At 64.7% G+C, this 23,238-nt stretch carries 22 protein-coding genes and 1 pseudogene; 2 read left to right on the forward strand and 21 right to left on the reverse strand.

The genetic code is table 11. The annotated features are described in order from the left end of the window. Positions 1-103: 103 nt before the first annotated feature. From peaD to peaA, 4 genes are read right to left on the reverse strand one after another with little or no spacing between them, the layout of a single operon-like run. A complete protein-coding gene (gene peaD / locus ACTJJN_RS15640; protein ID WP_440781391.1) occupies positions 104-1,225 on the reverse strand; it encodes a quinohemoprotein amine dehydrogenase subunit beta in 1,122 nt (373 codons plus the stop codon). 31 nt (positions 1,226-1,256) lie between these two features. Further along, positions 1,257-1,580 carry a quinohemoprotein amine dehydrogenase subunit gamma gene (gene qhpC, locus ACTJJN_RS15645; RefSeq protein ID WP_440781392.1) on the reverse strand — a complete coding sequence of 108 codons (324 nt, stop codon included), beginning with the start codon at positions 1,578-1,580 and terminating at the stop codon, positions 1,257-1,259. A 1-nt stretch (position 1,581) separates the two neighbouring features. Beyond that, positions 1,582-3,012, reverse strand: coding sequence for a quinohemoprotein amine dehydrogenase maturation protein (gene peaB / locus ACTJJN_RS15650; protein WP_019437499.1), 1,431 nt, complete (start codon positions 3,010-3,012; stop codon positions 1,582-1,584). Positions 3,013-3,060: 48 nt separating this feature from the next. Beyond that, positions 3,061-4,626: a quinohemoprotein amine dehydrogenase subunit alpha gene (gene peaA / locus ACTJJN_RS15655; RefSeq protein WP_041168592.1), complete on the reverse strand. Its 1,566-nt coding sequence runs from the start codon at positions 4,624-4,626 to the stop codon at positions 3,061-3,063. Between the two features lie 403 nt (positions 4,627-5,029). Between peaA and ACTJJN_RS15660 the strand changes: the two genes are divergently transcribed. Then, a complete protein-coding gene (locus tag ACTJJN_RS15660; protein WP_440781393.1) occupies positions 5,030-6,523 on the forward strand; it encodes an aldehyde dehydrogenase family protein in 1,494 nt (497 codons plus the stop codon). A gap of 120 nt (positions 6,524-6,643) precedes the next feature. Further along, complete coding sequence (locus ACTJJN_RS15665) at positions 6,644-7,957, forward strand: hypothetical protein (protein WP_440781394.1); 1,314 nt, start codon at positions 6,644-6,646, stop codon at positions 7,955-7,957. A 78-nt stretch (positions 7,958-8,035) separates the two neighbouring features. On the opposite strand, the gene qhpG is transcribed toward ACTJJN_RS15665, so the two are convergent. From qhpG to ACTJJN_RS15750, 17 genes and pseudogenes are all read right to left on the reverse strand, one after another. Then, complete coding sequence (gene qhpG, locus ACTJJN_RS15670; RefSeq protein WP_440781395.1) at positions 8,036-9,328, reverse strand: flavin-dependent monooxygenase QhpG; 1,293 nt, start codon at positions 9,326-9,328, stop codon at positions 8,036-8,038. Next, on the reverse strand, positions 9,321-9,998 hold the full coding sequence (qhpE, locus tag ACTJJN_RS15675) for a subtilisin-like serine protease QhpE (protein WP_102885294.1): 678 nt from the start codon (positions 9,996-9,998) through the stop codon (positions 9,321-9,323). The genes qhpG and qhpE overlap by 8 nt, the downstream gene beginning before the upstream one ends. Continuing rightward, positions 9,988-11,721, reverse strand: coding sequence for an ABC transporter ATP-binding protein (locus ACTJJN_RS15680; RefSeq protein ID WP_440781396.1), 1,734 nt, complete (start codon positions 11,719-11,721; stop codon positions 9,988-9,990). Before ACTJJN_RS15680 ends, qhpE begins: the two co-directional genes overlap by 11 nt. A gap of 1 nt (position 11,722) precedes the next feature. Continuing rightward, complete coding sequence (locus tag ACTJJN_RS15685; RefSeq protein ID WP_440781397.1) at positions 11,723-13,633, reverse strand: sigma-54-dependent Fis family transcriptional regulator; 1,911 nt, start codon at positions 13,631-13,633, stop codon at positions 11,723-11,725. 309 nt (positions 13,634-13,942) lie between these two features. Beyond that, positions 13,943-14,179, reverse strand: a complete 237-nt coding sequence (locus tag ACTJJN_RS15690) for a hypothetical protein (RefSeq protein ID WP_017148308.1) — start codon at positions 14,177-14,179, stop codon at positions 13,943-13,945. Between the two features lie 67 nt (positions 14,180-14,246). After that, entirely contained in the window at positions 14,247-15,098 is an 852-nt protein-coding gene (locus ACTJJN_RS15695; RefSeq protein ID WP_014756948.1) for a CsgG/HfaB family protein, read from the reverse strand. A 34-nt stretch (positions 15,099-15,132) separates the two neighbouring features. Beyond that, positions 15,133-15,546 carry a curli assembly protein CsgF gene (locus ACTJJN_RS15700; protein ID WP_003247970.1) on the reverse strand — a complete coding sequence of 138 codons (414 nt, stop codon included), beginning with the start codon at positions 15,544-15,546 and terminating at the stop codon, positions 15,133-15,135. Beyond that, entirely contained in the window at positions 15,543-15,944 is a 402-nt protein-coding gene (csgE, locus tag ACTJJN_RS15705; RefSeq protein ID WP_003247969.1) for a curli production assembly/transport protein CsgE, read from the reverse strand. The genes ACTJJN_RS15700 and csgE overlap by 4 nt, the downstream gene beginning before the upstream one ends. Continuing rightward, positions 15,941-16,468 carry a type II secretion system protein gene (locus ACTJJN_RS15710; protein ID WP_003247967.1) on the reverse strand — a complete coding sequence of 176 codons (528 nt, stop codon included), beginning with the start codon at positions 16,466-16,468 and terminating at the stop codon, positions 15,941-15,943. Before ACTJJN_RS15710 ends, csgE begins: the two co-directional genes overlap by 4 nt. After that, on the reverse strand, positions 16,443-16,817 hold the full coding sequence (locus tag ACTJJN_RS15715) for a type II secretion system protein (protein ID WP_003247965.1): 375 nt from the start codon (positions 16,815-16,817) through the stop codon (positions 16,443-16,445). Before ACTJJN_RS15715 ends, ACTJJN_RS15710 begins: the two co-directional genes overlap by 26 nt. 5 nt (positions 16,818-16,822) lie before the next feature. Beyond that, on the reverse strand, positions 16,823-17,302 hold the full coding sequence (locus ACTJJN_RS15720) for a type II secretion system protein (protein WP_003247963.1): 480 nt from the start codon (positions 17,300-17,302) through the stop codon (positions 16,823-16,825). Further along, the gene (locus ACTJJN_RS15725; RefSeq protein ID WP_012052152.1) at positions 17,299-19,164 is read right to left on the reverse strand and encodes a secretin N-terminal domain-containing protein; all 1,866 of its coding nucleotides are present in this window, start codon (positions 19,162-19,164) and stop codon (positions 17,299-17,301) included. The genes ACTJJN_RS15720 and ACTJJN_RS15725 overlap by 4 nt, the downstream gene beginning before the upstream one ends. Beyond that, positions 19,161-19,629 (reverse strand): annotated as a pseudogene (locus ACTJJN_RS15730) (hypothetical protein). The gene ACTJJN_RS15725 and the pseudogene ACTJJN_RS15730 overlap by 4 nt, the downstream one beginning before the upstream one ends. After that, entirely contained in the window at positions 19,629-20,192 is a 564-nt protein-coding gene (gene pilO, locus ACTJJN_RS15735) for a type 4a pilus biogenesis protein PilO (RefSeq protein WP_440781398.1), read from the reverse strand. The pseudogene ACTJJN_RS15730 and the gene pilO overlap by 1 nt, the downstream one beginning before the upstream one ends. Beyond that, a complete protein-coding gene (locus tag ACTJJN_RS15740) occupies positions 20,179-20,721 on the reverse strand; it encodes a pilus protein (RefSeq protein ID WP_012052149.1) in 543 nt (180 codons plus the stop codon). Before ACTJJN_RS15740 ends, pilO begins: the two co-directional genes overlap by 14 nt. A gap of 1 nt (position 20,722) precedes the next feature. Then, positions 20,723-21,502 carry a hypothetical protein gene (locus ACTJJN_RS15745; protein WP_003247953.1) on the reverse strand — a complete coding sequence of 260 codons (780 nt, stop codon included), beginning with the start codon at positions 21,500-21,502 and terminating at the stop codon, positions 20,723-20,725. Further along, positions 21,486-23,159, reverse strand: a complete 1,674-nt coding sequence (locus tag ACTJJN_RS15750) for a GspE/PulE family protein (protein WP_440781399.1) — start codon at positions 23,157-23,159, stop codon at positions 21,486-21,488. Before ACTJJN_RS15750 ends, ACTJJN_RS15745 begins: the two co-directional genes overlap by 17 nt. Positions 23,160-23,238 lie beyond the last annotated feature (79 nt).

Raw genomic sequence — 23,238 nt, forward strand, 5'->3', positions numbered from 1 at the left:
TGCTGGCTTCTTCGCGGGTGAACCCGCTCCTACAAAAACCTCCACCGGCCTCAAATGTGGCACCGTCCTTTGTAGGTTTACCCGCGAAGAAGCACACACCGGTTTAGCGAACGAACACCTGCGGCGTCGTGGTAGACATGTCACCCCCCGGCAACTTGATGTTCTTCACCTTTTCCAGCGTGTCTGGGTTGAACACCGCCAGGTCATTGAAGGTGCCGCCCAGGTAAAGCTTGTCGCCCTTCTTGTCGAACGTCACGCAGTAGTAGGTGTGCTCCAGATTAGCCGCCTTGATCAGCTTGCGCTGTTTGATGTCGTACTTGGCCAGGCGGTTGAGCACGCCGTAGATCTGGTTCGGGTCCTTGGGCGAGCGCAGGCCGGTGAAGTACAGCTCGGTCAGGTCGGCGAACTCCTGGGTGTGGGTCTTGCCGGTCTTCAGGTCGATGCTCAGGTAGCCATACAGCGGTTCGGCGGTGGCCGGGTCCTGCTTGTCATCCTTGAACCTGGCAATGGTGTACAGCATGGTGAACTCATGGCGCGGGTTCTGGTGCGGCCAGAAGTACAGCACATCCGGGGCGCTGTAGCCTTTGCGGTTCCAGTTGCGCAGCGGCAGGGCTACCGAGTATTTGCCGGTCTTCACGTCCATCTTGTAAATGTCCGGCCCGGCAACGTACAGGCTGCCATCGTCGGAGGCGCGCATCAGGTACACCTGGCGCGGCATCGGGAAGGTGCGTACGGGCTTGGCCTGAAGGCCATCGGCGGTGCTGAACACCTCCAGCCGGGGTGGCTTGACCACGTAATGGTCGTTCAGCCTCTGGGTCGGGTTGACCGTGGCATACACCTCTTTGCCGTCTGGGCTGATGGCGAACGAATAGATCGAGCGGCCGACTTCACCGGCTACGCTGGACAGGTTGGCGTGGAAGGTGTTCTTGCAGGTGTCCAGGTCGATGCCGTAGATGTCGCCGTAATGGTTGTTGAGCACGTAGGCGGTGCGGTTGTCCGGCGCCATCATTGCGGTGCCAGGGCCAAACTTGTCCGGCATCCGGCAGCTCTTGTAGACCGTGTCACTGGCCACATCGACCACATGCAGGTTGTTCGGGTAGTTGGTCACGATCATGTATTCGTGGCCAGCCTTGAGTGCCGGGCCAGTGTCGTCGGCCTGTGCCAGCCCGGCGCAAGCCATGGCGGCGATGGTGAGCGCCAATGGCGCGCAGCGTCCAGCTTTCATGCGGTTTCCCCTTGTCATTCTTGTTGGGCCGTCACTTGTCTTTCGGGAACACGGTGCCGAGGTTGCGCCAGTCCTCTGCCGAGTTGGTCGCCTGGGCGTTCCAGTCCTGGTAGGTGCTCATCATGTCCGGCACCTGGGCCGGCCACCAGCAAGGGTCGGAACAACCATAAAGGTCGGCCTCCATCGGCTGGCACAGCGAGCTCACGCCGCCAAAGGCGTCCACCTCCCAGCCGGGGTCGGTAGTGGCCGTGCAGCCGGCCACCGCGCTCATTGCCATCACGTCTTCGACACAGTCTTCGGCGGCGGCCTGCTCCAGGATGCGCGCCTTGTTGTTCAGGGGCTTCAAGTGCTTCATGTCAGTGCGCCTTCCGCGGGGTGATGTAGCGATCGATGAAGGCCGGGTTGGCGGCCATGATGCGGCTGTAGACTTCAATGCCGAAGTCCACCCAGTCGCGCATCAGCTCGCAGTAGTGATACGTCGGGTGCTGCGGGTCGCCGTAGCGCGCATAGCTTTCGTGATAGCAGCCGCCGGAGCACAGGTTGCGGATGCGACAGCTTTCACAGCCGGTGTTGCTGCGGTCCAGGCGCTGCGACAGGAAGTCGTTGAGCTGCGCCTGCTTCACGCCCTGGTGCACGTTACCGAAGGTGGGCAGGCTGGAGCCGGTGAAGCGGTGGCACAGGTTCAACTCACCTTCGTGGTCCACTGCCAGCATCTTCAACCCGGCGCCACACGGCAGGGCCTTCTTGTGGCCTTCGTGGATGTCGGTGATCAGCTGATGCAGGTTGGAGAACCCGATGTTGCGGTGCTCCAGTGCCGCCTCCAGGTAGCGCCGGCCGAGCGCCTTCATGTTGGCGAAGACTTGCACCAGCTCGTCGCCAGTGAGGTTGAAGTCGGCCATGTCGCCAGAGGTAACCGGGGCAAAGCCGACCTCGGCGAAACCCATTTCGTTGAACAGGTGGTTCCAAATGGTTTCAACGTCAGTAATGCCACGGGTCAGCGTAACCCGCGCACCCACTGGCCGGCTGGTGTAGCGCGACAGCAGCAGGTCGGCCTTGCGCCGCACCACGTCATAGGTGCCCTGCCCGCCCACGGTGATACGGTTGCGGTCGTGCACGGTCTTGGGGCCATCGATGCTGATCGACAGGCCAAAGCGGTGGGCGTTGAGCCAATCGATGATTTCTTCGGTCAGCAAAGTAGCGTTGGTGGTCATGATGAACTCCACCTGCTTGCCCGCTTCGGCGAACCGCCGCTCGCAGTAAGCCACCATGTGCTCGATCAACGGCCGGTTGGACAGCGGTTCGCCGCCGAAGAACACCACGCTGTAGCGCTGCTCGTTGGGTGATTCCTTGAGCAGCATCTCCACCGAGGCTTCGGCGGTGGCGGTACTCATCTTCTTGCCGGCGGAAGGCTTGTCCAGGTCTTCCTTGTAGCAATAGGTGCAGCTGAGGTTGCAACCGGTGTTGACGTTGAGCACCACGGTGTTAAGAGCGGTGCGCTCGACTTGCCTGAGGGCGATTTCCGGGGTCAGCGGCGAGCCGTCGCTGACCAGCTCCAGCGCGATCAGCTCGCGCAGGGTGTCCTGGATATCGTCGCCGGCAAACTGCTGGCCAAGGCGCTGCATCAGCTCCTCGGCCGAGCAGCCCTGCTGGCGCAAGGTGTCGATGATGCCGCCGGTCACCGCGTCAGCGGTGAACAGCGAACTGCTGGGGATATGGAACAGCATGCGGTCGGCATCAACCTGTACTTCGTGCAGGTTGCGTTCGACCAAGTTCAGTAGTACGCCCATGGCGACCTCCCGATAATCGATCCGTTGGAAAACCGTTGCAGCCTGCCGTTACGGCAGCGGCGGGTTATTCCAGCGCTGTACGGTGACGATCATGTGCCCTTCGCCGGTCTGGCCACCGTCGGCCAGTGTGGCGATGACCTTCAGGTTACCGGCGTTGTTGGTCATCATCTTGCGCTCAGGGTTGGGCCCGGCACCGCCTGGCACGAACACACCGTCGGCCTGCATCTGCCCGGCGAACTTGACGTCTTCATCCTCGACAGCACGCTCGTTGAACGGCTCGACCTTCCAGCTGGCCGGCAGGTAGCCGATACGCAGCGGCTGGCCATCGGCATCCTTGCCCCAGGCTTCGGCCTCGAAACGCCCCTGCACTTTCGGCACGGAGGCACCGTTCTCGCCAATGCGCGCGATGGAGAACGCCGGCACGACCTTCACTTCATCGACTTTGTCGTAAACCGCCAGGTTCACGCCCTTGAGCGCACCTACCGCCACCTCGCGCAGCCCTGGCCTGGCATCGGCCGCGGCACGGGCCTTGACCCTTACCAGGGTCGGGGTCTGCTCCAGCACTTCGGTCACTTCCACCCCGGCACCCAGGTCCGGCTTGCCAGTCAGGCCACTGCCAACCAGGGTGATTTCGCTTTCACCTCCGGCCTTGATGAACGCCGGTTGTACCGCCAGCAACTGCGCCTTGCCTTCTTTTACGGCGCTGAAGTCCAGGCCGCGCTCATCGTGATCGGCTTCGAACATACGGCCTTTCATTTCGCCATCCAGCGCGGCGAACACCTGGCGCAGGTTGGCATCGCCAACCTTCACATTGCCCCGCCATTCATAACCGTTGTACAGGATGGCCGAGCCGCTGCCGTTGAACGGTGTACCGTCGGCGTAAGCACCCTTGACCTCGACCTTGAAGGTATCGCCCTCTCCGGCCGTGACGCTCATCACCCCACGTACATCGCCCTTGGCCAGCATATGGCCACTGAATGCCCACTGCCCCGGCAGTACGTCCGCCTTGGGTTTGGCCTTCTGCCATTCGTCCCAGGCCGCGCTGTCCATCGGGAAGCGCTTGGCAAGGTCCGGCACCACTTGCTGCAGGGCGATCGGCAGCCAGTCGCGGTCACGCGCCTGGGCCTGGTATTCAAGGGACGGCCATTGGCCAAGGTGGAAGTGGACCAGGTGTTCCCACTCCTTGGCCGGGCGCCGTTGCAAAGCGACACGGGCACCCGAGTGGCAACGGCCACAGGTCTCGCTGAGCTGGGTGTCGAAGTGCTCGACGGTATTGAGCCGACGCTCCATGGCGTAACGCACGCCATCGGTTTCGCTGGGCGCCAGGCCCTGTTTGTCGGCCAGGTATTTGACCAGCGTGCGACGGTCGTCGTCGCTGATCTGAAGGCCATGCATCACCTGCATGCGGGCGATGCTCATCAGCCAGCCTTCCGGCGTCTTGCGCTGGTGGCTGATGCGGCTATAGGTGTCGTTGCCTTCGGGGATATGGCACCCCATGCACTTGTTCTGCAACAGGCTCGGGCCCTGCTCGGCCGCCATGGCCTGGGTGCTCAGCAGCGCGGCGGCGACCAGCGCCAGTTTGCCCGCATGCCGCCGGAGTCGAGTCGTCTTCAAGGTCAGACCTCCACGGTTGTTGTTCTTATCGTTTTCGCACGCTTTGGTACAGCAGGTGTGCATGTGACGGTTGTAATACAGGAACTGTGCCAGTTAGGGTAAAAGCGTTTCCTTTCAACCCTTTAAGCGGTTTTCGGGGCTTGGCCAGGAGCCGGGATGGCCATTTGCAGCGTGCCATTTCGCGACAGGGTGTTTCATGTTGAGACAGGGCCCGCGAAGAGGCCGAGCAGCCACTGTTTCACCACCGTCTCACACCGTCTCAATGTGCAACAGCGCAACCTGGCAATCGCAGCCTTGCGCTCAGGCAAAACCCAACGCCCACAACGCTTTGCGGCCATCGGCCCAGGTTGGCACGGCCATTGCGCCAGTGCCCGTCACATCCAATGACAAGAGGCACAGCCCCATGCTTTCCGAACTGCCCATCCTGCCCGCCACCCGCGCCTTTCTCGAACGCAAGCTGAAGATGCGCATCGGGGCCGACTGGCAGGACGCCGCCAGCGGTCGCACCCTGTCGTTCCGCAACCCGGCCACCGGCGAGGTGCTGGGTGAAGTGCCGGCCGCCGAGGCCGAAGATGTCGACCGCGCCGTGCGCGCTGCGCGCCAGGCCTTCGACGACTCGCCCTGGAGCCGCATGCGCCCGCGCGAGCGGCAGAACCTGCTGTGGCGCCTGGCCGACCTGATGGAGCGCGATGCGCGCCAGCTGGCCGAACTGGAATGCCTGAACAATGGCAAGAGCGCCGCCGTGGCCCAGGTGATGGACGTGCAACTGGCCATCGACTTCCTGCGCTATATGGCGGGCTGGGCCACCAAGATCGAGGGTAGCACCGTCGAAGCGTCCATGCCGCTGATGCCTAACGACCAGTTCCACGGCTTCGTGCGTCGCGAGGCAGTGGGCGTGGTTGGCGCCATCGTTGCCTGGAACTTCCCACTGCTGCTGGCCTGCTGGAAGCTCGGCCCGGCACTGGCCACCGGCTGCACCGTGGTGCTCAAGCCTGCCGATGAAACCCCACTGAGCGTGCTCAAGCTGGCCGAGCTGGTCGACGAGGCCGGCTACCCGGCCGGCGTGTTCAACGTGGTTACCGGTACTGGCCTGAACGCCGGCGCCGCGCTCAGCCGCCACCCCGGCGTAGACAAACTGACCTTCACCGGCTCCACCGAGGTCGGCAAGCTGATCGGCAAGGCGGCCATGGACAACATGACCCGCGTCACCCTGGAACTGGGCGGCAAATCGCCGACCATCGTCATGCCCGACGCCAACCTGCAGGAGGCCGCAGCCGGTGCGGCCACGGCGATCTTCTTCAACCAGGGCCAGGTGTGCTGCGCAGGCTCGCGGCTGTATGTGCACCGCAAGCACTTCGACAATGTGGTGGCCAACATCGCCGCAATAGCCAATGCCATGAAGCTGGGCAACGGGCTGGACCCGGCGGTGCAGATGGGCCCGCTGATTTCAGCCAAGCAGCAGGACCGCGTCACTGGCTACATCGAGCTCGGCCGCGAACTGGGCGCCACCATCGCCTGCGGGGGTGAAGGTTTCGGGCCTGGTTACTTCGTCAAGCCGACGGTGCTTGTCGATGTTAACCAGCGTCACCGCCTGGTACAGGAAGAAATCTTCGGGCCGGTACTGGTGGCGATGCCATTCGATGACATCGACGAAGTGATCGGCATGGCCAACGACAATCCCTACGGCCTGGGTGCAAGTATCTGGTCCAACGACCTGGCCGCTGTGCACCGCATGATCCCGCGCATCAAGTCCGGCTCGGTGTGGGTCAACTGCCACAGCGCGCTGGACCCGGCGCTGCCGTTTGGTGGCTACAAGATGTCTGGCGTTGGTCGTGAGATGGGCTCAGCGGCCATCGAGCACTACACCGAGCTGAAATCGGTGTTGATCAAGCTCTGATCCTTTTTCCTGTACCGGCCTCTTCGCGGGTGAACCCGCTCCTACACCCGGTATCACGTGCCTTNGAAGAGGCCGGCACAGGCAACAAAAAAACAACAATAAAAACCATGGAGCAAACCCATGAGGCACACACTCGCCTGCACATTGGCCCTGCTGTTAACCGCCCCCGCCAGCCAAGCCTACGAGCTGTACAACCACGATGGCACCACCCTCAACGCCAACCTCGAAGCCCTGTTCGGCGTCTTCCACAGCGACGAAAGCTTCAACCAGGCCGGCAACCGCCAACCGGGCAGCACCGCCTGGCAGGAAGGCTACGTCAAATACGGCCTCAACGGCAGCCAGACCCTGGCCAATAGCGGCACCCTCTACGGGGCCTTCAGCCTGCTCAGTTCCGCCACCTGGGGCGATGGCGACGCCGCCGGCCTGACCTTGGGCGACGAACGCCGCACCGCCATCGAAGACTTGTACCTGGGCTGGCGCTCGGCCAACCTGTTCCCGGCGCTGGGCGAAGATGGCGTGGACATTTCCGGTGGCCGCCAGGTCGTCACCCTGGGTGATGGTTTTCTGATCCAGGGTGACCCGGTCAACCTGGGCAAGGTCGACCTGGGGGCCAACTTCGATCGCGGCGGTGCCTACTACCTGGCCGCACGCAAGGCCTTCGACCGCACCGCCGTGCTGCACTTGGGCGGCAACCAGGGCTGGCGCGGTGACCTGATGTGGTTGAAGTCCGACAACCATTACCAGGCCGACACTTCCCTGGCGGTCGCCAACCTGGAGCACGTCGCCGATACCGGTACCGTCGGCCTGAGCTGGATCCGCGGCCTCGACGTGGACCAGCGCTACGCGCAGATCATGGGCCTGGAACACCGCGACGGCATGGACACCGCCAGCCTGCGCGGGCGCGGCAACCTGGGCGTCAAAGACCTGGAGCTGGCCGCCGAGTACGTGACCCAGGACAAGACCGGCGGGCGCGAGAATGCCTGGTACCTGGAGGGCAGCTGGACCTTCTCCCAACTGCCCTGGTCACCCACCACCACCTACCGCTACAGCCGCTTCTCCGAAGGCTTCGACCCGCTGTTCTATGGCCTCAGCCGGGGTTACGGCACCTGGTTCCAGGGTGAAGTGGCAGCCAACTATGCCGGGCCGTTCAACAAGAACAGCCAAGTGCACCATGTAGCGCTGAAGGGCAAGCCACGGGACAACCTGACCGTCGGCGCGCTGTACTTCGACTTCGACACGCTGGACACCGACCAGGGCAACCTTGGCGGGCACGAGTTGGACCTGTATGTGGAATGGATGGTCAACGACCACCTGCTGATCAGCCCGGTGGTGGGGTTCTACAAACCGGAGCGCAGTGCGGCCAATGGCGGTACGCAGCTGGGTGGGCGGGATACCGGGACTTACCTGCAATTGATTGTCGGGACCTTTTTCTGATCCGACATCCTGGGGCTGCTTCGCAGCCCATCGCGANNGCCTTGCGTCGCGATGGGCCGCAAAGCGGCCCCGACAATCTCAAACCAACCCCTGCTCCCCTAGCCACCGCCGCACTATTCTCTGCTGTTCACTCGCAAGCCCCGACAACACTGCCTCAAAAGGCCGCCCACTGCGTATTTGTCGCACCACAGGCGCCAGTTCCACCCCCTGCAAATGCCAAACCCCCAGCGGCTGGTCCGCCGTCACCACGACCTCGGCTTCATCCACCAGCCCGTCACGCAGCACCGGCCGCCGCTCAACCCGCACCGCTTGCCAATCAGCCGCCTGATGCAGGGGTTGCGCATCCGGCCAGCCTTGGCGCCGGGCCCAGAACGGTTGCCCCACCCGGCTTTGTTCCTGGGCATAAAAATCCCGGCCAATGCGGGCAAAACGCAAGAACAGCTGCTCGACCCGCTGCTGGTGAAACTGCCGCGCCAGCTCGGCCCGCTCAGGCCTGCGCAGCAACGTATTGATCACCACCGGCGCCTGCAATGCCGAAGAGAGCGACTGAAAAATCCCGTTGCCCGACAGCGGGTCAACGGCCATGGCGGCATCCCCCACCCGGATCCAGTCCTGCCCGACACATTCACCCGCCAGAATGGCGCTACTGCTGCGTGCATGCACCCGTGCCGGTATCAATGCCTGATCGTCGAACAGTTCAGCGACCAACGCGCTGCGGCCCCGCAACGCCACGCAGTACGCTGCCAGCCCAGCCTTTCCCGGCAGCCCGGCAGCGTCCTGGGTGACTTGCCAGTAACAGCGGCCATCTTCCAGCCGTGCCATCCACGCCCAGCCATCCTCCAGGCTCTCCACCGCCGACGCAGGCGCACCGGGGCTACCCTGCCAGACATTGAGCAAGCTGACCGTTTCCGGCCCACGCAGGCGGTCTGCGGCCAGGGGCGCCTGACGGCCTCGGGCCTCGACCAGGAAATCAGCAGTCAGCACCTGCCCATCGTCCAGGCGCACATGATGACCGCCCCCCTGCACGACCTCTCGCACCCGCCCCTTGACCACACTCACGCCTGCGCGCTGAAGGTCTTCGCGCAGCGCCTGGTCAAAGCGTTGCCGGTCGAGCAAAAACTCCTGGTTCATGTGCAGGTGCTGGCCGTTCCAGAGCACTTGGCGAGTGGCCGGCATGGCCGCCTGGCTCAAGGCCTCGCCAAGGCCTGCGTGACGCAAGCCCTCCAGCACCCGCTGCGAAACGCCTTCAACTGCGGCGAAACGGCGCCATTGCGACACCACCGTCACGGTGTAACCCAACCGCCGCAAGCCAATGGCCGTGGCGGCACCCGCAGGGCCGGCACCCAGCACCACAATGCGCAACTCAGCCATGGCGGCCACCTCGCCGCTCGGGCCCTTTGAAGGCCGCATGTTCACGCAACCAGTCATGCACTTGCTGGCGGTCCATTCCCTGGGCATCACGCAGCAAGGCGGCAATCTTCCCGCTCAACGCCGCGCAACCCAGGCTCGCACCCGCCCGCTCACTCGCACCCACGTACGCGCCAAAATCCGCCTGTCGAGTACCCAGCCACGACCACTGGCCCGGTGCACAGCGGGCATCGCCAGTGACCCGAATGACACCCGGGTAGCTGGCCGGGAACACCGGCCCACCCTGCGCCGGGCTGGATGCACACAACAGCACACCCGCGGCCAAAGCCTCGGCACAGGCCTGGTGCAGCACGGGCCGGTCCTGCTGCAAGCCCAGGCTCAGGTTAACCAGCGTGGCCCCCGACTCCACCAGCCACAGCAATGCGGCAGCCACCTGCAACGCACTGGTGCTGGCCTGGGCACTGAACACCTGAGCCACCAGCACCGACACAGGACCAGCCTGGTGTTGCAAGCTGGCGAGCACTGCACTGCCGTGCCCAAGTTGGTCTGGGAGCATTTCACCTTCGCGCAACTGGCCGTCTTCCAGCCAGAAACGGCGGGCGTCCCGCAAGCCGTTGGCCTGCTCCGGCGAACAGCCACTGTCGATGATGCCAACGCGCACGTCAGTGCCCATGCTTGATCACCTCCTGCGCCAGCACCTGCAACTGGCCGTCATGCAGTTGCAGGTGCAGGTCGGCATCGGCCAAGGTCGAAGCCCGGTGGCTGATCAGGATGCGCGTGCGGCCGGCGAACAGCTGGTCGATGGCCGCGATCACTTCACGCTCGGTGGCTTCGTCCACCGCCGAAGTGGCCTCGTCCAGCACCAGGATCGCCGGGGCCTGCAACACTGCACGAGCAATGGCGATGCGTTGTTTCTGCCCCCCGGACAACTGCTGGCCGCGCTCGCCCAGCAAGCCATCCAGGCTCAGCGGCAGGCTGTCGACCAGGCTGTCCAGCCGCGCCAGGCGCACCACCCGTTCCAGTTCATCACGGCTGGCCTCGGGCACGCCATAAGCCAGGTTCTGCGCCAGGGTGCCACGGAACAGCACGATGTCCTGGCTGACCACGGCGATTCGCCTGCGCAGCGCAGCCAGGTCAAGGTCGCGCAGGTCGACGCCGTCCAGCAGGATGCGCCCGGCGTCCGGGTCGTAGAAGCGCTGCAGCAGGTCGATCAGGGTTGACTTGCCCACGCCGGAGGCACCGCTGATGGCGACTTTCAGGCCACCCGGGATGCTCACCTGCACGTTGTTCAGTACCGCACCCTGGCGCCCCTCATGGGCAAAGCTCAGCGCCTCCAGGCGTAACTCGCCTGGGCCGTCAGGCATGGGCTGCGGATTGACTGCCTGATGCACGGTCACCGCTTCGCGCTTGAGCTCCATGACCCGCCCCAGGCTCACGGCCATGCGCTGCACCGCCACATACAGGCCCAGCAGGCTCTGCACCGGACCCACGGCCATGCCCATGTAGGTAGAAAAGGCGATCAACGCGCCCAACTGCCAGGTACCCTGGATCACCCACCAGCCACCGATCAGGAACGCACAGGCGCGGCACCACGAGGTGAGCGTGCCGGGGATAGCCTGGGTGAAGAATTCGGTCACCTGCACCTTCAGTAACTGGCGCATGTAACCTTGCCCAAGCTGGTCCAGGCGCCCTGCTTCCCGGCCTTGCTGGCCGGCCGCCTGAATGAACTTCATCGCCGGCAGGGTCTCGACCAGAAAAGACGACACATCCGCCGAGCGCTCACGCAGGTTGCGCACTTCGCGTTCCACCTTGCGCCGCATCCAGCGCAGCCACAGCACCTCGATCGGCACCAGCACCGCCAGCAACAGGGACAACTGCCACGACAGCATCAGCATCAACGTCACCGCACCCACCAGGCCGATCACCGCCGACACCGCCGAGAACAGCGAGTCCACGGCAAAGCGCTGGATCTCTGCCACATCGCCATCCAGCCGCGAAAGGATGTCGCCGATACGCCGCCGCCCGTAGAAGGTCGGTGACAATTGCTGCAAATGGCGGTAAAGGTCGTCGCGCAGGGCGAACAGGATGCGCCCCGACAGGCGCGTATGCAGGTAGCGGTTGACGCCGGCCAGCACAGTGCCCAGCAGGCCCGCGCCGATCATGATTGCCGCCATGTGCCAGAGGGTCTGGTAGTCCTTGGCCAACAGCCCTTCGTCGATCAGGGTCTTGACCAGCCAGGGTTGCGCCAGCGCCAGCAGCGATGCACCCAGCGATAAGCCGAGCAACAGGCCGATGGCACGTCGGTGTGGGCGCACGAAACCATACAGCCAGGCCAACGCCTGGCGCATGAGTACAGGGTCGCTGGAATCCACCAGCCTTGCGAACAGGCCGCCCACGTCAGCCGCGCAACTGCTTGAGCTTGCGGTACAGCGTCGCCCGGCTGATACCCAGTGCCGCGGCGGCGGCCGAGACGTTGCCCTGGTGGCGCGCCAGAGCACCGCGAATCTGTTCCAGTTCACTGTCCTTGAGGCTGCCGGAGGGCGCTGCGCTGCTGGCGAGTTCGTCCAGCAGGCAGTCGGTAAGGTGATCGAGTGTCAGCACCTGCTCGCCATCCTCGCGCATGGCGAGGGCGGTGCGCACCACCATTTCCAGCTGGCGGATGTTGCCTGGCCAGTCGAAGCCTTCGAGCAACGCGGTCAACGCCGGGTCGAGGGTTACGCCACGCGCATCGGCCTTGTCCAGCAGGCCTTGGATGATCGCCGCCAGGTCGTCGCGTTCGCGCAGGGCCGGCAGGCGCAGCGACACGCCGTTGACCCGGTAGAACAGGTCTTCACGGAAGTGCTGCTCCTGCACCAGGAGCTTGAGGTCGCGGTGGGTGGCGCAGATCAGCGCCACGTCGATGTCCTGCTCGTCGCCCGCCCCCAAGGGTGCTACGCGGCGCTCCTGCAGCACCCGCAGCAGGCGTGCTTGCAGGGCCAGCGGCATGTCGCCGATTTCGTCGAGGAACAGCGTGCCACCATGGGCCTGCATCAGCCGCCCGACCATGCCGCCCCGGCGCGAACCGGTGAAGGCGCCCTCACGGTAGCCGAACAGCTCGGACTCGATCAGCCCTTCGGGAATGGCCGCGCAGTTGACTGCCACAAACGGTTTGTCGGCACGCGGGCTGGCCTGGTGCAAGGCGCGAGCGACCACTTCCTTGCCGGTACCGGTTTCGCCCAGCAGCAGCACTGGCAAACCATTGCCCAGCCCCTGGCGAGCCATGCGCAGGTTGCGCGCCAGGCGTTGATCACCACCGGCCAGAGCATCGAGTGCAGGTGACTGTTTGCTCAAGGCCGGCTTGCTGGATGGTGTGCTGGGGGTTACCCGGCCATGGCGCGGCAGCTGTAGGGCACGGAAATAGAACTCGCCCTTGGCGGTCTGCACGCTGCTGACCCCACCCTGCCACAGGCGAGCGATAAAGGCCGGGGAACGTTCGCCCAGCAGGTCGGTGCTGCGCCGACCAATCAGTTCGTGACGCGGCACCTGCAACAGCTGGCAGGCACTGTCGTTGGCAGCCAGCACTTCGCCGTCCAGGCTCAGGGCCAACAGGCCGTGCCAGGCACTGTTGAGGTACTGCGGGCGGCTGTGGAAGGCCAGCACCAACTGGTCCGGGTGGCACAGGCCAAACAGGCGGCTTTCAATGTTGCCGGCCGCCAGCATCAGGGTCGACAGGCTGTCCTGCGGTTGCGCCATCACCCCTTCGCGGGTGATGTCGAGCACGCCGATCACCTCGCCCCGCGGGTCGCGCAGTGGCACGGAAGTACAGGAGAACGGGCTCAGGCGGTCAAGGTAATGTTCGCCGCAGTTGATCAGCGTCGGCCGGCCTTCGACCACGGCCGTGCCGATGGCATTGGTGCCGCGCAGCGATTCGCTCCAGCAACTGCCCGGGTGCAGATCGCGCAGGCCTTCGCGTTGCAGCACGTGCTTCTGGCCTTCGATGGCCAGCACGTTGGCCTGGGCATCGCCGAGGATGACGATGCCAGCCTTGCCCTGGCGCGCGACCAGGTAGTCGAGTTCGGGGGTAACGGCATCGATCAACAGGCGGTTGCGCGCCAGCAGCAGGCGCAGGTCATGGCCCTGTTCCAAGCCCAAGCCGACCTGTTCGCCCTGCAGGCAATCCAGGCCGTGGCCCAGGCTGCGGCGCCAGGAAGCGTCGATCTCATCACGCAGCATGCCCAGCGGTAGTTCGCCTTCGCTGACCAGCTTCAGGCGGGCCTCGCGGGATTCGTGCAGCGGGTCGTGGGCGTTTGTTATAAGTTGTCGCGCCATTTTCTACTCCGGCTGTGCCCTGCAACGTTGGCAGGGTACGGGCTTGGGAATTTTCCGCAGTGTGCGGGAGAAATGGCTGGCCGTCATCTGGTAGTGGATGGATTGGGGTGTAGCTGGCCAGGTTACTTTAAGCGGGCGCAATTGTTGTGGGCGCTGGCTTGCCGGCGATCACCGGCGTTGCCGGTGCGATACACCGCGTCGCCTGCTTCGCGGGCTTGCCCGCTCCCACAGGGTGGCACCNCGAGCCCGCGAAGAGGCCCTCGAGGTCAATCAGGGATATCGATCGCTATCACCAATACCCAAGCCCCGTCAGGCACTCGACGCCGCCTTCCGCCCAGCCAGCTGCTGCCTCTCAACCCCATCCAGCAACGCCTCCACCACCGCCTTGGCCGAATCCAACCCATGGTCATTGCTCAACAGCAGGTCACGGCAGGTGCCCTTGGCCAGTTCCAGTGCCTTGAGGTTGGTCACAAACGCCCCTTTCAGCAGCGTGGACAGGTGCACCAACGCATCTTCGTAATCCACGCCCGAACGAACGGCGAACAACGGTGGATGGCTGCATTATCGCGACACAAGGCCCCACATCGACCGCGCAGGTGCCGTTGAATCTGCTTCAAGGCTGCAGATTCTGGCTCAAGAACTTGTCCACCGTGGCCTTGCCATCAGCTGGATCCCCCGCCACCTGCCACAACCGCCGCTCGATCCCCTGCGCCAGCAAGTGCCCCACCGCCGCTTCGATCGCCGACAGCACGCACAACTGCGCCGGTTCATTGGTGGTATACCCCACCTCGGCTTCCAGCAGTTTCTTGAACTCGATGAACTTGAACACGCCGGCACTGCGCCCTACCGAGTAGATGGTCTTGCTGGTCATCACGTTGGCCAGCACCTGCCCGGTGCGCACGTCCACAGCGCGCAGGTTGACGGTGACCTGGTCCACCCGGTACTCGCGGGAGATGTCGATCCCCAGGTAGCGGGCGCCTTCGCCGCCGCTGCGCACGTTGGTGTCGTAGGCAATGATGCCGCCCTCCAGCATCAGGTTGGCGGCCTGCAGCGGGGGCAGTTCGCCCATGATGTTTTCCGCGACATCCGGCTTTTTCTGCGACGCGCGGATGATCTTGCGCTCGGTCAGCAGGTTCTGCAGCCCTTCACGCTCCAGCACCACGAACCAGCCGCTGGCACTCAAGGCGTCCATCAACATGCTGGCCGCGCCTTGGGTGACGCTGGTGGAAAACGAGCTGGCCGGGGTCGGCTTGTACTGCCCGGTCTGGTCGCGGAAGCCGTACACCACGGCCATCAGCCGGCCTTTGGGCCGTGGCATGTTGATCAGGTCGTAGTAGGTCGAGGCCCGAGGGGTCAGGGTCGGGGTTTCCGAGTCCTGTTCGGCCGACATGGGTTCGCGCAGGCTGCAACCACTTTGCAGGCCCAGGGCGGTGAGGATCAGCAGCGCGCTCAGCAGACGTTTCATGGTGTTCTCTCCCCAACATAAAAGCCCTTCCCTCTCAGGGGTTCAGGCCGCTGACCTCAATGATCGAAATTTCTCCTGTGGCACGATCGGTGACCTTGATGCTCAAGGCCCCGGAATCGTCGATGACGTCGATGAGAAACGCATCGGTCGCCATGCTGCCGGTGTTGCCATTACTGATGTTGTCCAGCAACTGCGACAACATCCGCGACTCCAGCTGGTTGCTGAAGCGCTCAAGGGCCGTGGTGCCGGTAAAGGCCGAGGCGCGGTCCTTGAGGTCCGGGTCGTCGTAGTCGTTCTGCGCCTGGGCGTTGTTCAGCAGCCATGTGCCGTTCAACGGGTTGCCGCCAAAGGCCGGGTTGACCGGGGTGTACACCAGCTCGGTGGCCTGGGCAGCACAGGCGCTGGCCAGCAGGCAGGCGGCAATGCAACGGGGTATGCGGTGGTTCATAGCTCGTCCCTCTCCAAGTCGGTGGTGTCCTGTAGCAGACGTTGCAGCTTGCGTTGAATGATCTGCTGCTTGACCAGGTCGGCAGCGGCGACGGCCTCGTCTTTGAGCTCGGTGGTATTGGGTGGCAGGAAGCGGCGGTACACCACTTCACGCTCGAACTCCACCGTCACCAGGCTGCCCCAGCGGGCATCCGGGCGTTCGCGTACCACCAGGTTGAAGTCCAGACGGCTGGTGGCACGCAGGCGGTCGGCGAAGTAGTAGTAAAAGTCGTGGCCAATGTGCGAGATGGTGTTGTCGACGATAAAACCCTGCATCTCGTCTTCAGCACCCGCCTTGGCGCAGGTGGTCACCCCAGCCATCAGCAGCAGGCTCAGGCACAGCGCAGTCAGGCGCTTCATGGCGTGTCTCCCGGGCCTGCATTCGTCTGCACACCGCGTGCACTTTCGGTAAAGGCCTGCTCGGCGACGAACTGCCAGTCGCTGTAGTGCTCCATCCCCTCGAACCCGCTCCATTCGGCGCTGAAGCCACTGCGCTTGAAAGGGGTGGCGTCCGAACGGCTGTAGACGCCAGTGATACGGCCGTCGATCGAGCGCAGCAGGCCCCATTCGTCGCTGTTGCTGATCGGGTCAGGGTAAAGCCTGCGGATGTGCCGTTTGGCCTGCGGGAAACGGTTGTCCTGCAGCAGGTCGGCCAGGTCTTGCGGGTACTGGGCCAGCCCGGGGGATGCGCGGTAGTAGCTGCGCAGGGCCTGGGCGTACTGGCTGCCTACCCACAGCAACTGGCGTTCGCGATCGCGTTGGGCGGCGCTCGCCCAGATCGTGCCGGTGGCCGCCAGGGCCACGCTGCTGACCGCAATCAGCAGCAGCACACCCAGGTAGGTGAAGCCGCCGTTGGCCTTACCATTCAGCGAAGAGGCTGCCATCACGCGCCCTCCCTGTGGCACCGCTCTTGATGTCGGCCACGCCGCCCGCCACACCCTCGGGCGGCGGCACCAGCTGCCAGGCATCGCTGCGCTCGGTGATCGGGTCGACCGGTGTGTTGCGCAGGTAACGTTGCTCCACCAGTTGTTCCAGCGAATCGGGGTAGTGGCCGGTATCACCGTAGTAGTGGTCCAGCGCCTCGCGTAGCACTGCCAGGCTCTGACGCAGGGTGGCCTCGCGCGAGCTTTCCAGGCTGTTGAAGTAGCGCGGCATGGCGATGGTCATCAGCGTGGCGATGATCGCCATCACCACCAGCAGTTCGATCAGGGTGAAGCCTTTGCTGCGTTTCATGGCTGTCACCATTGTCCGTAAGGGATATTGTTCAGGCCTTTGCCGCGGGCCCTGGAATACACGTCGAACACGTCTTCGCCGTCGCGCGGGTTGTCGGGGCTGCTGTCGTAGGCACGCAGGCCCCAGCCGCCTTCGTCTTCATCCTTTGCCGCCACCAGCGGGTCGTGCGGGATGCGCCGCAGGAAGTAGAACTTGGCGCCCTTGGCACTGCGCACATCGCGCACGCCCTCTACCAGCACCTGCAGGTTCGGCGGGTAGCCACTGCTGTCCACGCGCTTCTCGATGTAGCCGGCGTCGAAGGCCCGCTTGTAGGCATCGATGGCGTCGCGAATCTGGTACAGCGCCTCGCGCAGTTGCTGCTCCTTGCCGCGGCGTACCACCGTTTCGGTCAGCGGCGCGGCCATGCTGGCGAGCAACCCGAGCAGTGCCAGGGTCAGCACCACCTCGATCAGGCTGAAGCCGTGCATGCGACGCCGCGCGTTCATGGCCGTGGGCTCCCGTTGACCGGGGCGACCGCCATCTGGCTGTCCACGACCGGTTCATCGGTGGTCGGCGCATTACCGGGTACGTCCATCGGCGGCAGTGGCGCCATCTGGCGCACCTGCATGGCCGACTCGGTGCCCGTGGAAAACTCCATGTCCGACGGGCTCTGGTACGGCAGGTTACGTACGATGCGCGGGGTGATCGCCAGCACCAGCTCACTCTTGCTCATGTCGTCCTTGTTGCTGCCGAACAGCCGGCCCAGGCCCGGGATATCGCCAAGGCCGGGAATCTTGTTGCCACTGGCGTTGTGGTCGTTGCGCACCAGGCCGGCCAGCACCTGGGTTTCGCCGTCATGCAGGCGCAGGCTGGTCTGCGCGTTGCGGGTGTCGACCTGGACCGGGATGGTGCCCTGGCGGGTGGCCTCCAGCGGGGTGGCGTTGCTGACCTCGAGCGCCACCTTGATCGCCACTTCGTTGTTCAGGTGCACGGTGGGCTGCACTTCAAGCTTCAGGCCGACGTCCAGGTAGGTGACGCTCTCGGTAATGACCGGCCCTTGGGTCGATGGCACCGAGGTGGCGCTGATGATCGGTACCCGCTGGCCGATGTGGATGCGCGCTTGCTCGCGGTTGCTGACGCGGATCACCGGGCTGGCCAGGGTGTTGATGTCCTTGTCCTGGGCGTTGATCTTGGCCTGCGGCGCCGGCGCAATGCTGATGCGGCTGGAACTGATGCCCTTGAGCTGGTCGAGCACGCTGACCGGGTTGCCATCGTCGCTCAGCACGCCGAAGGTGTTCGGCCATTGCAGGCCAAGGTCGAGGATGCGCGAGGTGGCCACCTCCATCACCTCCACTTCCAGCACCACCTCGGGGTTGGACTGGTCCTGCGACTGCAGCAGCTTCTCGGCCATGCGCACCGCGTCCGACGTGTCGCGCATGGTCAGGGTGTTGAGGCGCTCGTCAACGAACACGTCGCGGGTCTTGAGCATGGTCTTGACCATGTTCAACGCGGTATTGGCGTCGATGCTGGTCAGGTAGAACGTACGCATGACCAGTTCCTGGTAGTCCTTGGTCTTCTGCGGCGAATCGGGGTAGACCATGACGGTGTTGTCGTTGACGATCTTCTGGCGCAGCTGGTTTTGTTCCAGCAGCAGCGCTATCGCGTCCTCGATGCGCACCTCGCGCACGAAGATGGTGGCTTTCATGTCCGGGCGCAGGTCCTTGTCGAAGATGAAGTTGATGCCGGCCACCTGCGACAGCACTTCGAAGATGGTCTTCAGGTTGGCATCGCGAAACTCCAGGGTGACCGGCCGCTCGAGCTTGCTGCGCAATTGCGGGTACGGCTGCGCGGTGCGTGCCTGCACGTTTTCGATGTCGCTGCGCAGGGTTATGCCCTTCTGGTTCTGCGGGTCCAGACGCAAGACTTCGCGCATGTAACGTTCGGCACCGAACAGGTCGCCCTGGCGCAGCGCCGCCTGGCCAAGCGCTACGCGATCGTCCAGGGTGCGGATCAGCTCCAGCTGGCGAATGCCATCCTGGGCGCGGCGGTTGTTCGGCTCCAGGGTGAGCACCCGGCCATAGCCCATGCGGGCATTGGCGAAGTCGTGGCGGACGCGGTCGCTGTCGGCCTGGCTAATCAGGGCCTCGACTGCCGCCTGGCGGCTGTGGGCCAGGGCGATATTCAGCTCTGTGTCACGCGGGTCGTCGCGCAGGGCCTCTTCCAGGCGGGCGATGCCGGCCTCGTACTGGCCCTCTTTCATCAACTGGTCGCTGTCCTGGCGAACCGCACTGGAGCCGCAACCGGCAATGGCCACGCACAGCGCCACGAGCAGAAACGGAGCAGGCTTGCACAGCTTTGACGACTTCATGGTGCGCTCCCGACAGACAAGGTCTGCGACTGGTGCAAAGGCAGGTAGACCAGGTTCAGCTCACTGGCCGATACCCGATCGAGGCGATAGGTGTCTTCGATCACGTCGCCTTGGCGCACGACGTAGAGTTTTTCGCCGCTCTGCAGGAAGACCTGCAGGTCGTCGCGGTCACCCATGCGGCCGATGAACTGGAAAGGCAGTTCCGGGGCCGTCGGGGCCGCGGCGACGACAGGCGCGGTCATGACGGGTTGCTCGGTGACCGTGGCCAGGGTTTGGGGTGGCGTCCATTGCTGGGTTGGGAACAGGTCGCGGGAGGCCTGTTCCGGCCCTTTCGCGGGTAAGCCCGCGCCGACCANCGAAGGCCGCGACGCCATCGTCCTGGCCAAACCAATGGTCCGGTGCCCAGGCCAGCGCCGCGCTCACGCCGAGGAAGCCGGCCCAGATGACTGCACGTTGTGTGTTCATCATGACCTCGACAGGTAAAGGGTCATGCGCAGGCGGGCATTGAGCTCGCTGTCGCCGATGCGTTTGCGTTGCAGCTCAAGGTCTTCCAGCACCAGCGTCGGCAGTTGCTTGAGCAGGCCCTTGATAAAGCCGCGAATCTGCGGGTAGCTGCCGCGCACTGGCAGCACGATCTGGTAGCGGGCCAGCTGGGTCTTGGGGTCGATGCCCAGCGCGTATTCACCGCGGGCCAAGCTGATGCGCTCGGCGCTGGCCAGGCGGTACAGACGCTCGATCAGCTCGCTGGCCTGGGGCTGACCGGGCAGTTGCTGGCGCAGGCTGTCGAGGGCCTGCTGCTCGGGCTGGACCGCAATCTTCAGCTCACCCCGCTTGACACGCCCCACCTGTTCGCTGGCCTGCGCTTCGCTGGCGCGCAGTTCGCGTACGCTTTGCCATTGCGGCAGCACACCGGCACACCCCACGCCAATGGCGAGCAGGCCCACGGCTACGGCAGCCAGGCCTACCGGGCCGACAACGCGCAGGCGCTCCTGGAGGATCAGGCTGCTGAACGGTTCAAGGGCGCGCATGGCCGGTCTCCCAGGTGGCGGTGAGGGTGAAGCGCACCGGGTGCTCGGGCCGCGCAGCGAGCACTTCGTGGTTGAGCAGCGACACGTCGCTGAGCTCATCGCTGGCTTCCAGGCGCTGGTGGTACTGCAGCATCGCTTCGAGGTTGCGCGCCTCGGCGGCAATGCGCACCTGGCCCTTGCGCGCATCCGGCGTCAGACCGAGCAGCGCGACGTCGTCCTGCGGCATGGCTTCAAGCATGGCGAACAGTTGCTGCCAAGGGCGTTGCAGTTGCTGCGACACACTGCGCATTTGTGCCAGGCGCTCAGCCTGCTCCCGGCTGGCAGCGCTGTTATTGGGTTGTGCGATGGCCGGGCGCCGGCCCAGTTGCAGTTCCAGGCTATGGACGCTGGCTTCCAGCGCCACGTGCTCGGTCTGCAAGCGTTGCTGCAGCAGCACCAGGCCGGCGACCATGGCGCAGGCAAGGATGAGCAGCGACCAAACCAGCGGTCCGCTGCGCCGTGGCTGGAATTCCAGGTCGAGGCGGCGCATGTCAGGCCACCGCCCGCCACATGGCGCACAGCGGGTCGGCTTCGCTGGCCGGCTGGCACAATTGCACGGCCGCCAGTTGCGGCACGTCGCAGCGGCCCGGGGCATGCAGGTACACCCGCGGCAGGTGCTCGCCGTACAGCTCACAGGTACGCTCGATCAGTGCTTGCAGGGCCTGGTCGCTGTCAGCGCAGCCTTGCGCCAGCACTTGTTGCCAGGCACCGCCGGCGGCCAGCAGCAATACACTGCGGCGCGGCTCGGCCAGCACGAACAGGAAGTCACCCTGCTCCAGCTGTGACCAGCAACGGTTGTAGGCAGCCATCAGGTATGGCTGCACCGAGCGCAGGCTCAGGCGGCTTTCCCGGCCCAGTGCCTGCAGCCGCTGCAGCAAGGCTTCGGGCAGCGCCGTGGCGATGCGGGCGGCACCGGCAGGCTCCGGTGACAGCACGATGCGCCAGTCGTCCAACGGCTGCCCGTAGAGGTTTTCGAAGCAAGCGCGGGCATAGGCGTCCAGCTCGCGAGGGTGGCCGATGGCGTCACTCCAGGGCACCAGACAGAAGCGGCTGTAGCGGGCCGACAGCAACACCCGCAACTGGGCGCCACGTACCGCATGCTCGGCCAGCAGTGCGGCCAGCCCGTCGACAGCGGCATCCCAGGTCGGTTGGATGGCGTCGCTGCTGAACGCGCGGCTGCCCAGCCATTGGTGGTGATTGTTGTGCCAGCGACCCAGGCCGACACCCTCGGCGCCCAAGACGGCGCAGTAACGGTCAGATGAATGTGACACGGTTGATCTCCTCAAGGGTGGTACGGCCATCGCGGACCAGGTCCAAGGCCGAGGCTCGCAGCAGGCGCAGGCCGCGCTGGCAGGCAAGCGTCTTGATCTGCGCCAGCGGGCGGCGCTCCACGATCATTTGCCGCAGGTCGTCATCCAGGTGCAGCAGTTCGGCAATGGCACTGCGGCCGCGGTAACCACTGCCACGGCAGTGGCCGCAGCCCTTGACGCGGACGAATGTCCAGCCGGCCACCCCCTCGCGGGTCAGGCCTGAGCCATACAGGGTGTCGTCATCGTGTTCGCAGGGCGTGGCACAGTGCGGGCAGGCCAGGCGAATCAGGCGCTGGGCCAGCACCGCGTTGAGCGCAGAAACGAAGCTGTAGGGGTCGACCTGCATCTGGCTGAAGCGGCCAATCACGTCGAACACGTTGTTGGCGTGGATGGTGGTGAACACCAGATGGCCGGTGAGCGCCGATTGCACGGCAATCTGGGCCGTGTCGGGGTCACGGATTTCACCGACCAGGATCTTGTCCGGGTCGTGACGCAGGATCGAGCGCAGGCCGCGGGCGAAGGTCAGGCCCTTCTTCTCGTTGACCGGGATCTGCAGCACGCCGGGCAGTTGATACTCGACCGGGTCCTCGATGGTGATGATCTTGTCCACGCCATGGTTGATCTCGCTGATCATGGCGTACAGGGTGGTGGTCTTGCCGCTGCCTGTAGGGCCGGTAACCAGGATCATGCCGTAGGGTTCTGCCGCCAACCGGCGCAGGGCGCGCAAGGTTTCGTCGGCAAAGCCCAAGGCTTGCAGCTGCACGCCGCTGACCCGGTCGGACAAGTCCTGCTTGTCGAGCACCCGCAGCACGGCATCTTCACCGAAGATGCTAGGCATGATCGACACCCGGAAGTCGATTTGCCGGTCGCCCACGGCCACCTTGAAGCGGCCGTCCTGGGGCACGCGTTTTTCGCCGATGTCCAGCTCGGCCATGACCTTGATGCGCGAGATCACCTGGTCGGCGAAGGCGCTGCCACTGGCCTTGCCGGCACCGTTGAGCACGCCGTCGATGCGGTACTTGATGGTCAGGCCCTGGCCGGTCATGCCCAGGTGGATGTCGCTGGCGTGCAGCTTGAGGGCGTCGTACAGGGTGGAGTTGACCAGCTTGACCACGCGGCTCTGGTCTTCGCTGATACTGGCCAGCGACAGGCGTTGCAGCGGGTCGCTTTCGCTGCTGGCGTCGGCGTCGTGGTCAAGGGCATCGACTGCGTGGAAGCTTTCTTCATGACGGGCCAGGAAGGTGGCCAGGTCGGCGGCGTGGGCCAGGTAAAGCGGCGCGCCTTGCAGTACGTCGTCGATCCAGGCCAGGCGGGCGTGGTCGAAGGGGTCGGCGAACACGCCCAGCAGTTGGCCGCCTTGCTCGATCAGCACACATTCGCGCTTGAGGCACTGGGCCAAGGCCAGCTTGTCGAAGCGTGGGGTGCTGGCCAGCAGGCTGTGGCTGTCGAGTACCGGGTAATGCAGGGTCAGGCCCAGGCGCTGGGTGAAGGTGTCGGGGGTGTCGCAGGCCAGGCGTTCCAGGCAGTCGAGCAGGCGCTCGTCAGTGGCTTGCAGGCGGGCCTGGGCCAGCAGGTCGCGGGGGTAGGCGGAAAATTTTGCTGGGTTCTTCGCGGGCATGCCCGCTCCCACAGGTACATCACAGGTCTGTGGGCTGCATACATCCTGTGGGAGCGGGCCTGCCCGCGAAGACGTCGGT

This window comes from Pseudomonas sp. 22515 (assembly GCF_052044625.1).
Taxonomy (GTDB): domain Bacteria; phylum Pseudomonadota; class Gammaproteobacteria; order Pseudomonadales; family Pseudomonadaceae; genus Aquipseudomonas; species Aquipseudomonas alloputida.

Excerpts from the sequence above, each read along its gene's own strand:
- peaD (WP_440781391.1), bottom strand. The coding sequence starts at position 1,225 with ATGAAAGCTGGACGCTGCGCGCCATTGGCGCTCACCATCGCCGCCATG.
- qhpC (WP_440781392.1), bottom strand. The coding sequence starts at position 1,580 with ATGAAGCACTTGAAGCCCCTGAACAACAAGGCGCGCATCCTGGAGCAG.
- peaB (WP_019437499.1), bottom strand. The coding sequence starts at position 3,012 with ATGGGCGTACTACTGAACTTGGTCGAACGCAACCTGCACGAAGTACAG.
- ACTJJN_RS15660 (WP_440781393.1), top strand. The coding sequence starts at position 5,030 with ATGCTTTCCGAACTGCCCATCCTGCCCGCCACCCGCGCCTTTCTCGAA.
- ACTJJN_RS15665 (WP_440781394.1), top strand. The coding sequence starts at position 6,644 with ATGAGGCACACACTCGCCTGCACATTGGCCCTGCTGTTAACCGCCCCC.
- qhpG (WP_440781395.1), bottom strand. The coding sequence starts at position 9,328 with ATGGCTGAGTTGCGCATTGTGGTGCTGGGTGCCGGCCCTGCGGGTGCC.
- qhpE (WP_102885294.1), bottom strand. The coding sequence starts at position 9,998 with ATGGGCACTGACGTGCGCGTTGGCATCATCGACAGTGGCTGTTCGCCG.
- ACTJJN_RS15685 (WP_440781397.1), bottom strand. The coding sequence starts at position 13,633 with ATGGCGCGACAACTTATAACAAACGCCCACGACCCGCTGCACGAATCC.
- ACTJJN_RS15695 (WP_014756948.1), bottom strand. The coding sequence starts at position 15,098 with ATGAAACGTCTGCTGAGCGCGCTGCTGATCCTCACCGCCCTGGGCCTG.
- ACTJJN_RS15700 (WP_003247970.1), bottom strand. The coding sequence starts at position 15,546 with ATGAACCACCGCATACCCCGTTGCATTGCCGCCTGCCTGCTGGCCAGC.
- csgE (WP_003247969.1), bottom strand. The coding sequence starts at position 15,944 with ATGAAGCGCCTGACTGCGCTGTGCCTGAGCCTGCTGCTGATGGCTGGG.
- ACTJJN_RS15710 (WP_003247967.1), bottom strand. The coding sequence starts at position 16,468 with ATGGCAGCCTCTTCGCTGAATGGTAAGGCCAACGGCGGCTTCACCTAC.
- ACTJJN_RS15715 (WP_003247965.1), bottom strand. The coding sequence starts at position 16,817 with ATGAAACGCAGCAAAGGCTTCACCCTGATCGAACTGCTGGTGGTGATG.
- ACTJJN_RS15720 (WP_003247963.1), bottom strand. The coding sequence starts at position 17,302 with ATGAACGCGCGGCGTCGCATGCACGGCTTCAGCCTGATCGAGGTGGTG.
- ACTJJN_RS15725 (WP_012052152.1), bottom strand. The coding sequence starts at position 19,164 with ATGAAGTCGTCAAAGCTGTGCAAGCCTGCTCCGTTTCTGCTCGTGGCG.
- pilO (WP_440781398.1), bottom strand. The coding sequence starts at position 20,192 with ATGCGCGCCCTTGAACCGTTCAGCAGCCTGATCCTCCAGGAGCGCCTG.
- ACTJJN_RS15740 (WP_012052149.1), bottom strand. The coding sequence starts at position 20,721 with ATGCGCCGCCTCGACCTGGAATTCCAGCCACGGCGCAGCGGACCGCTG.
- ACTJJN_RS15750 (WP_440781399.1), bottom strand. The coding sequence starts at position 23,159 with ATGCCCGCGAAGAACCCAGCAAAATTTTCCGCCTACCCCCGCGACCTG.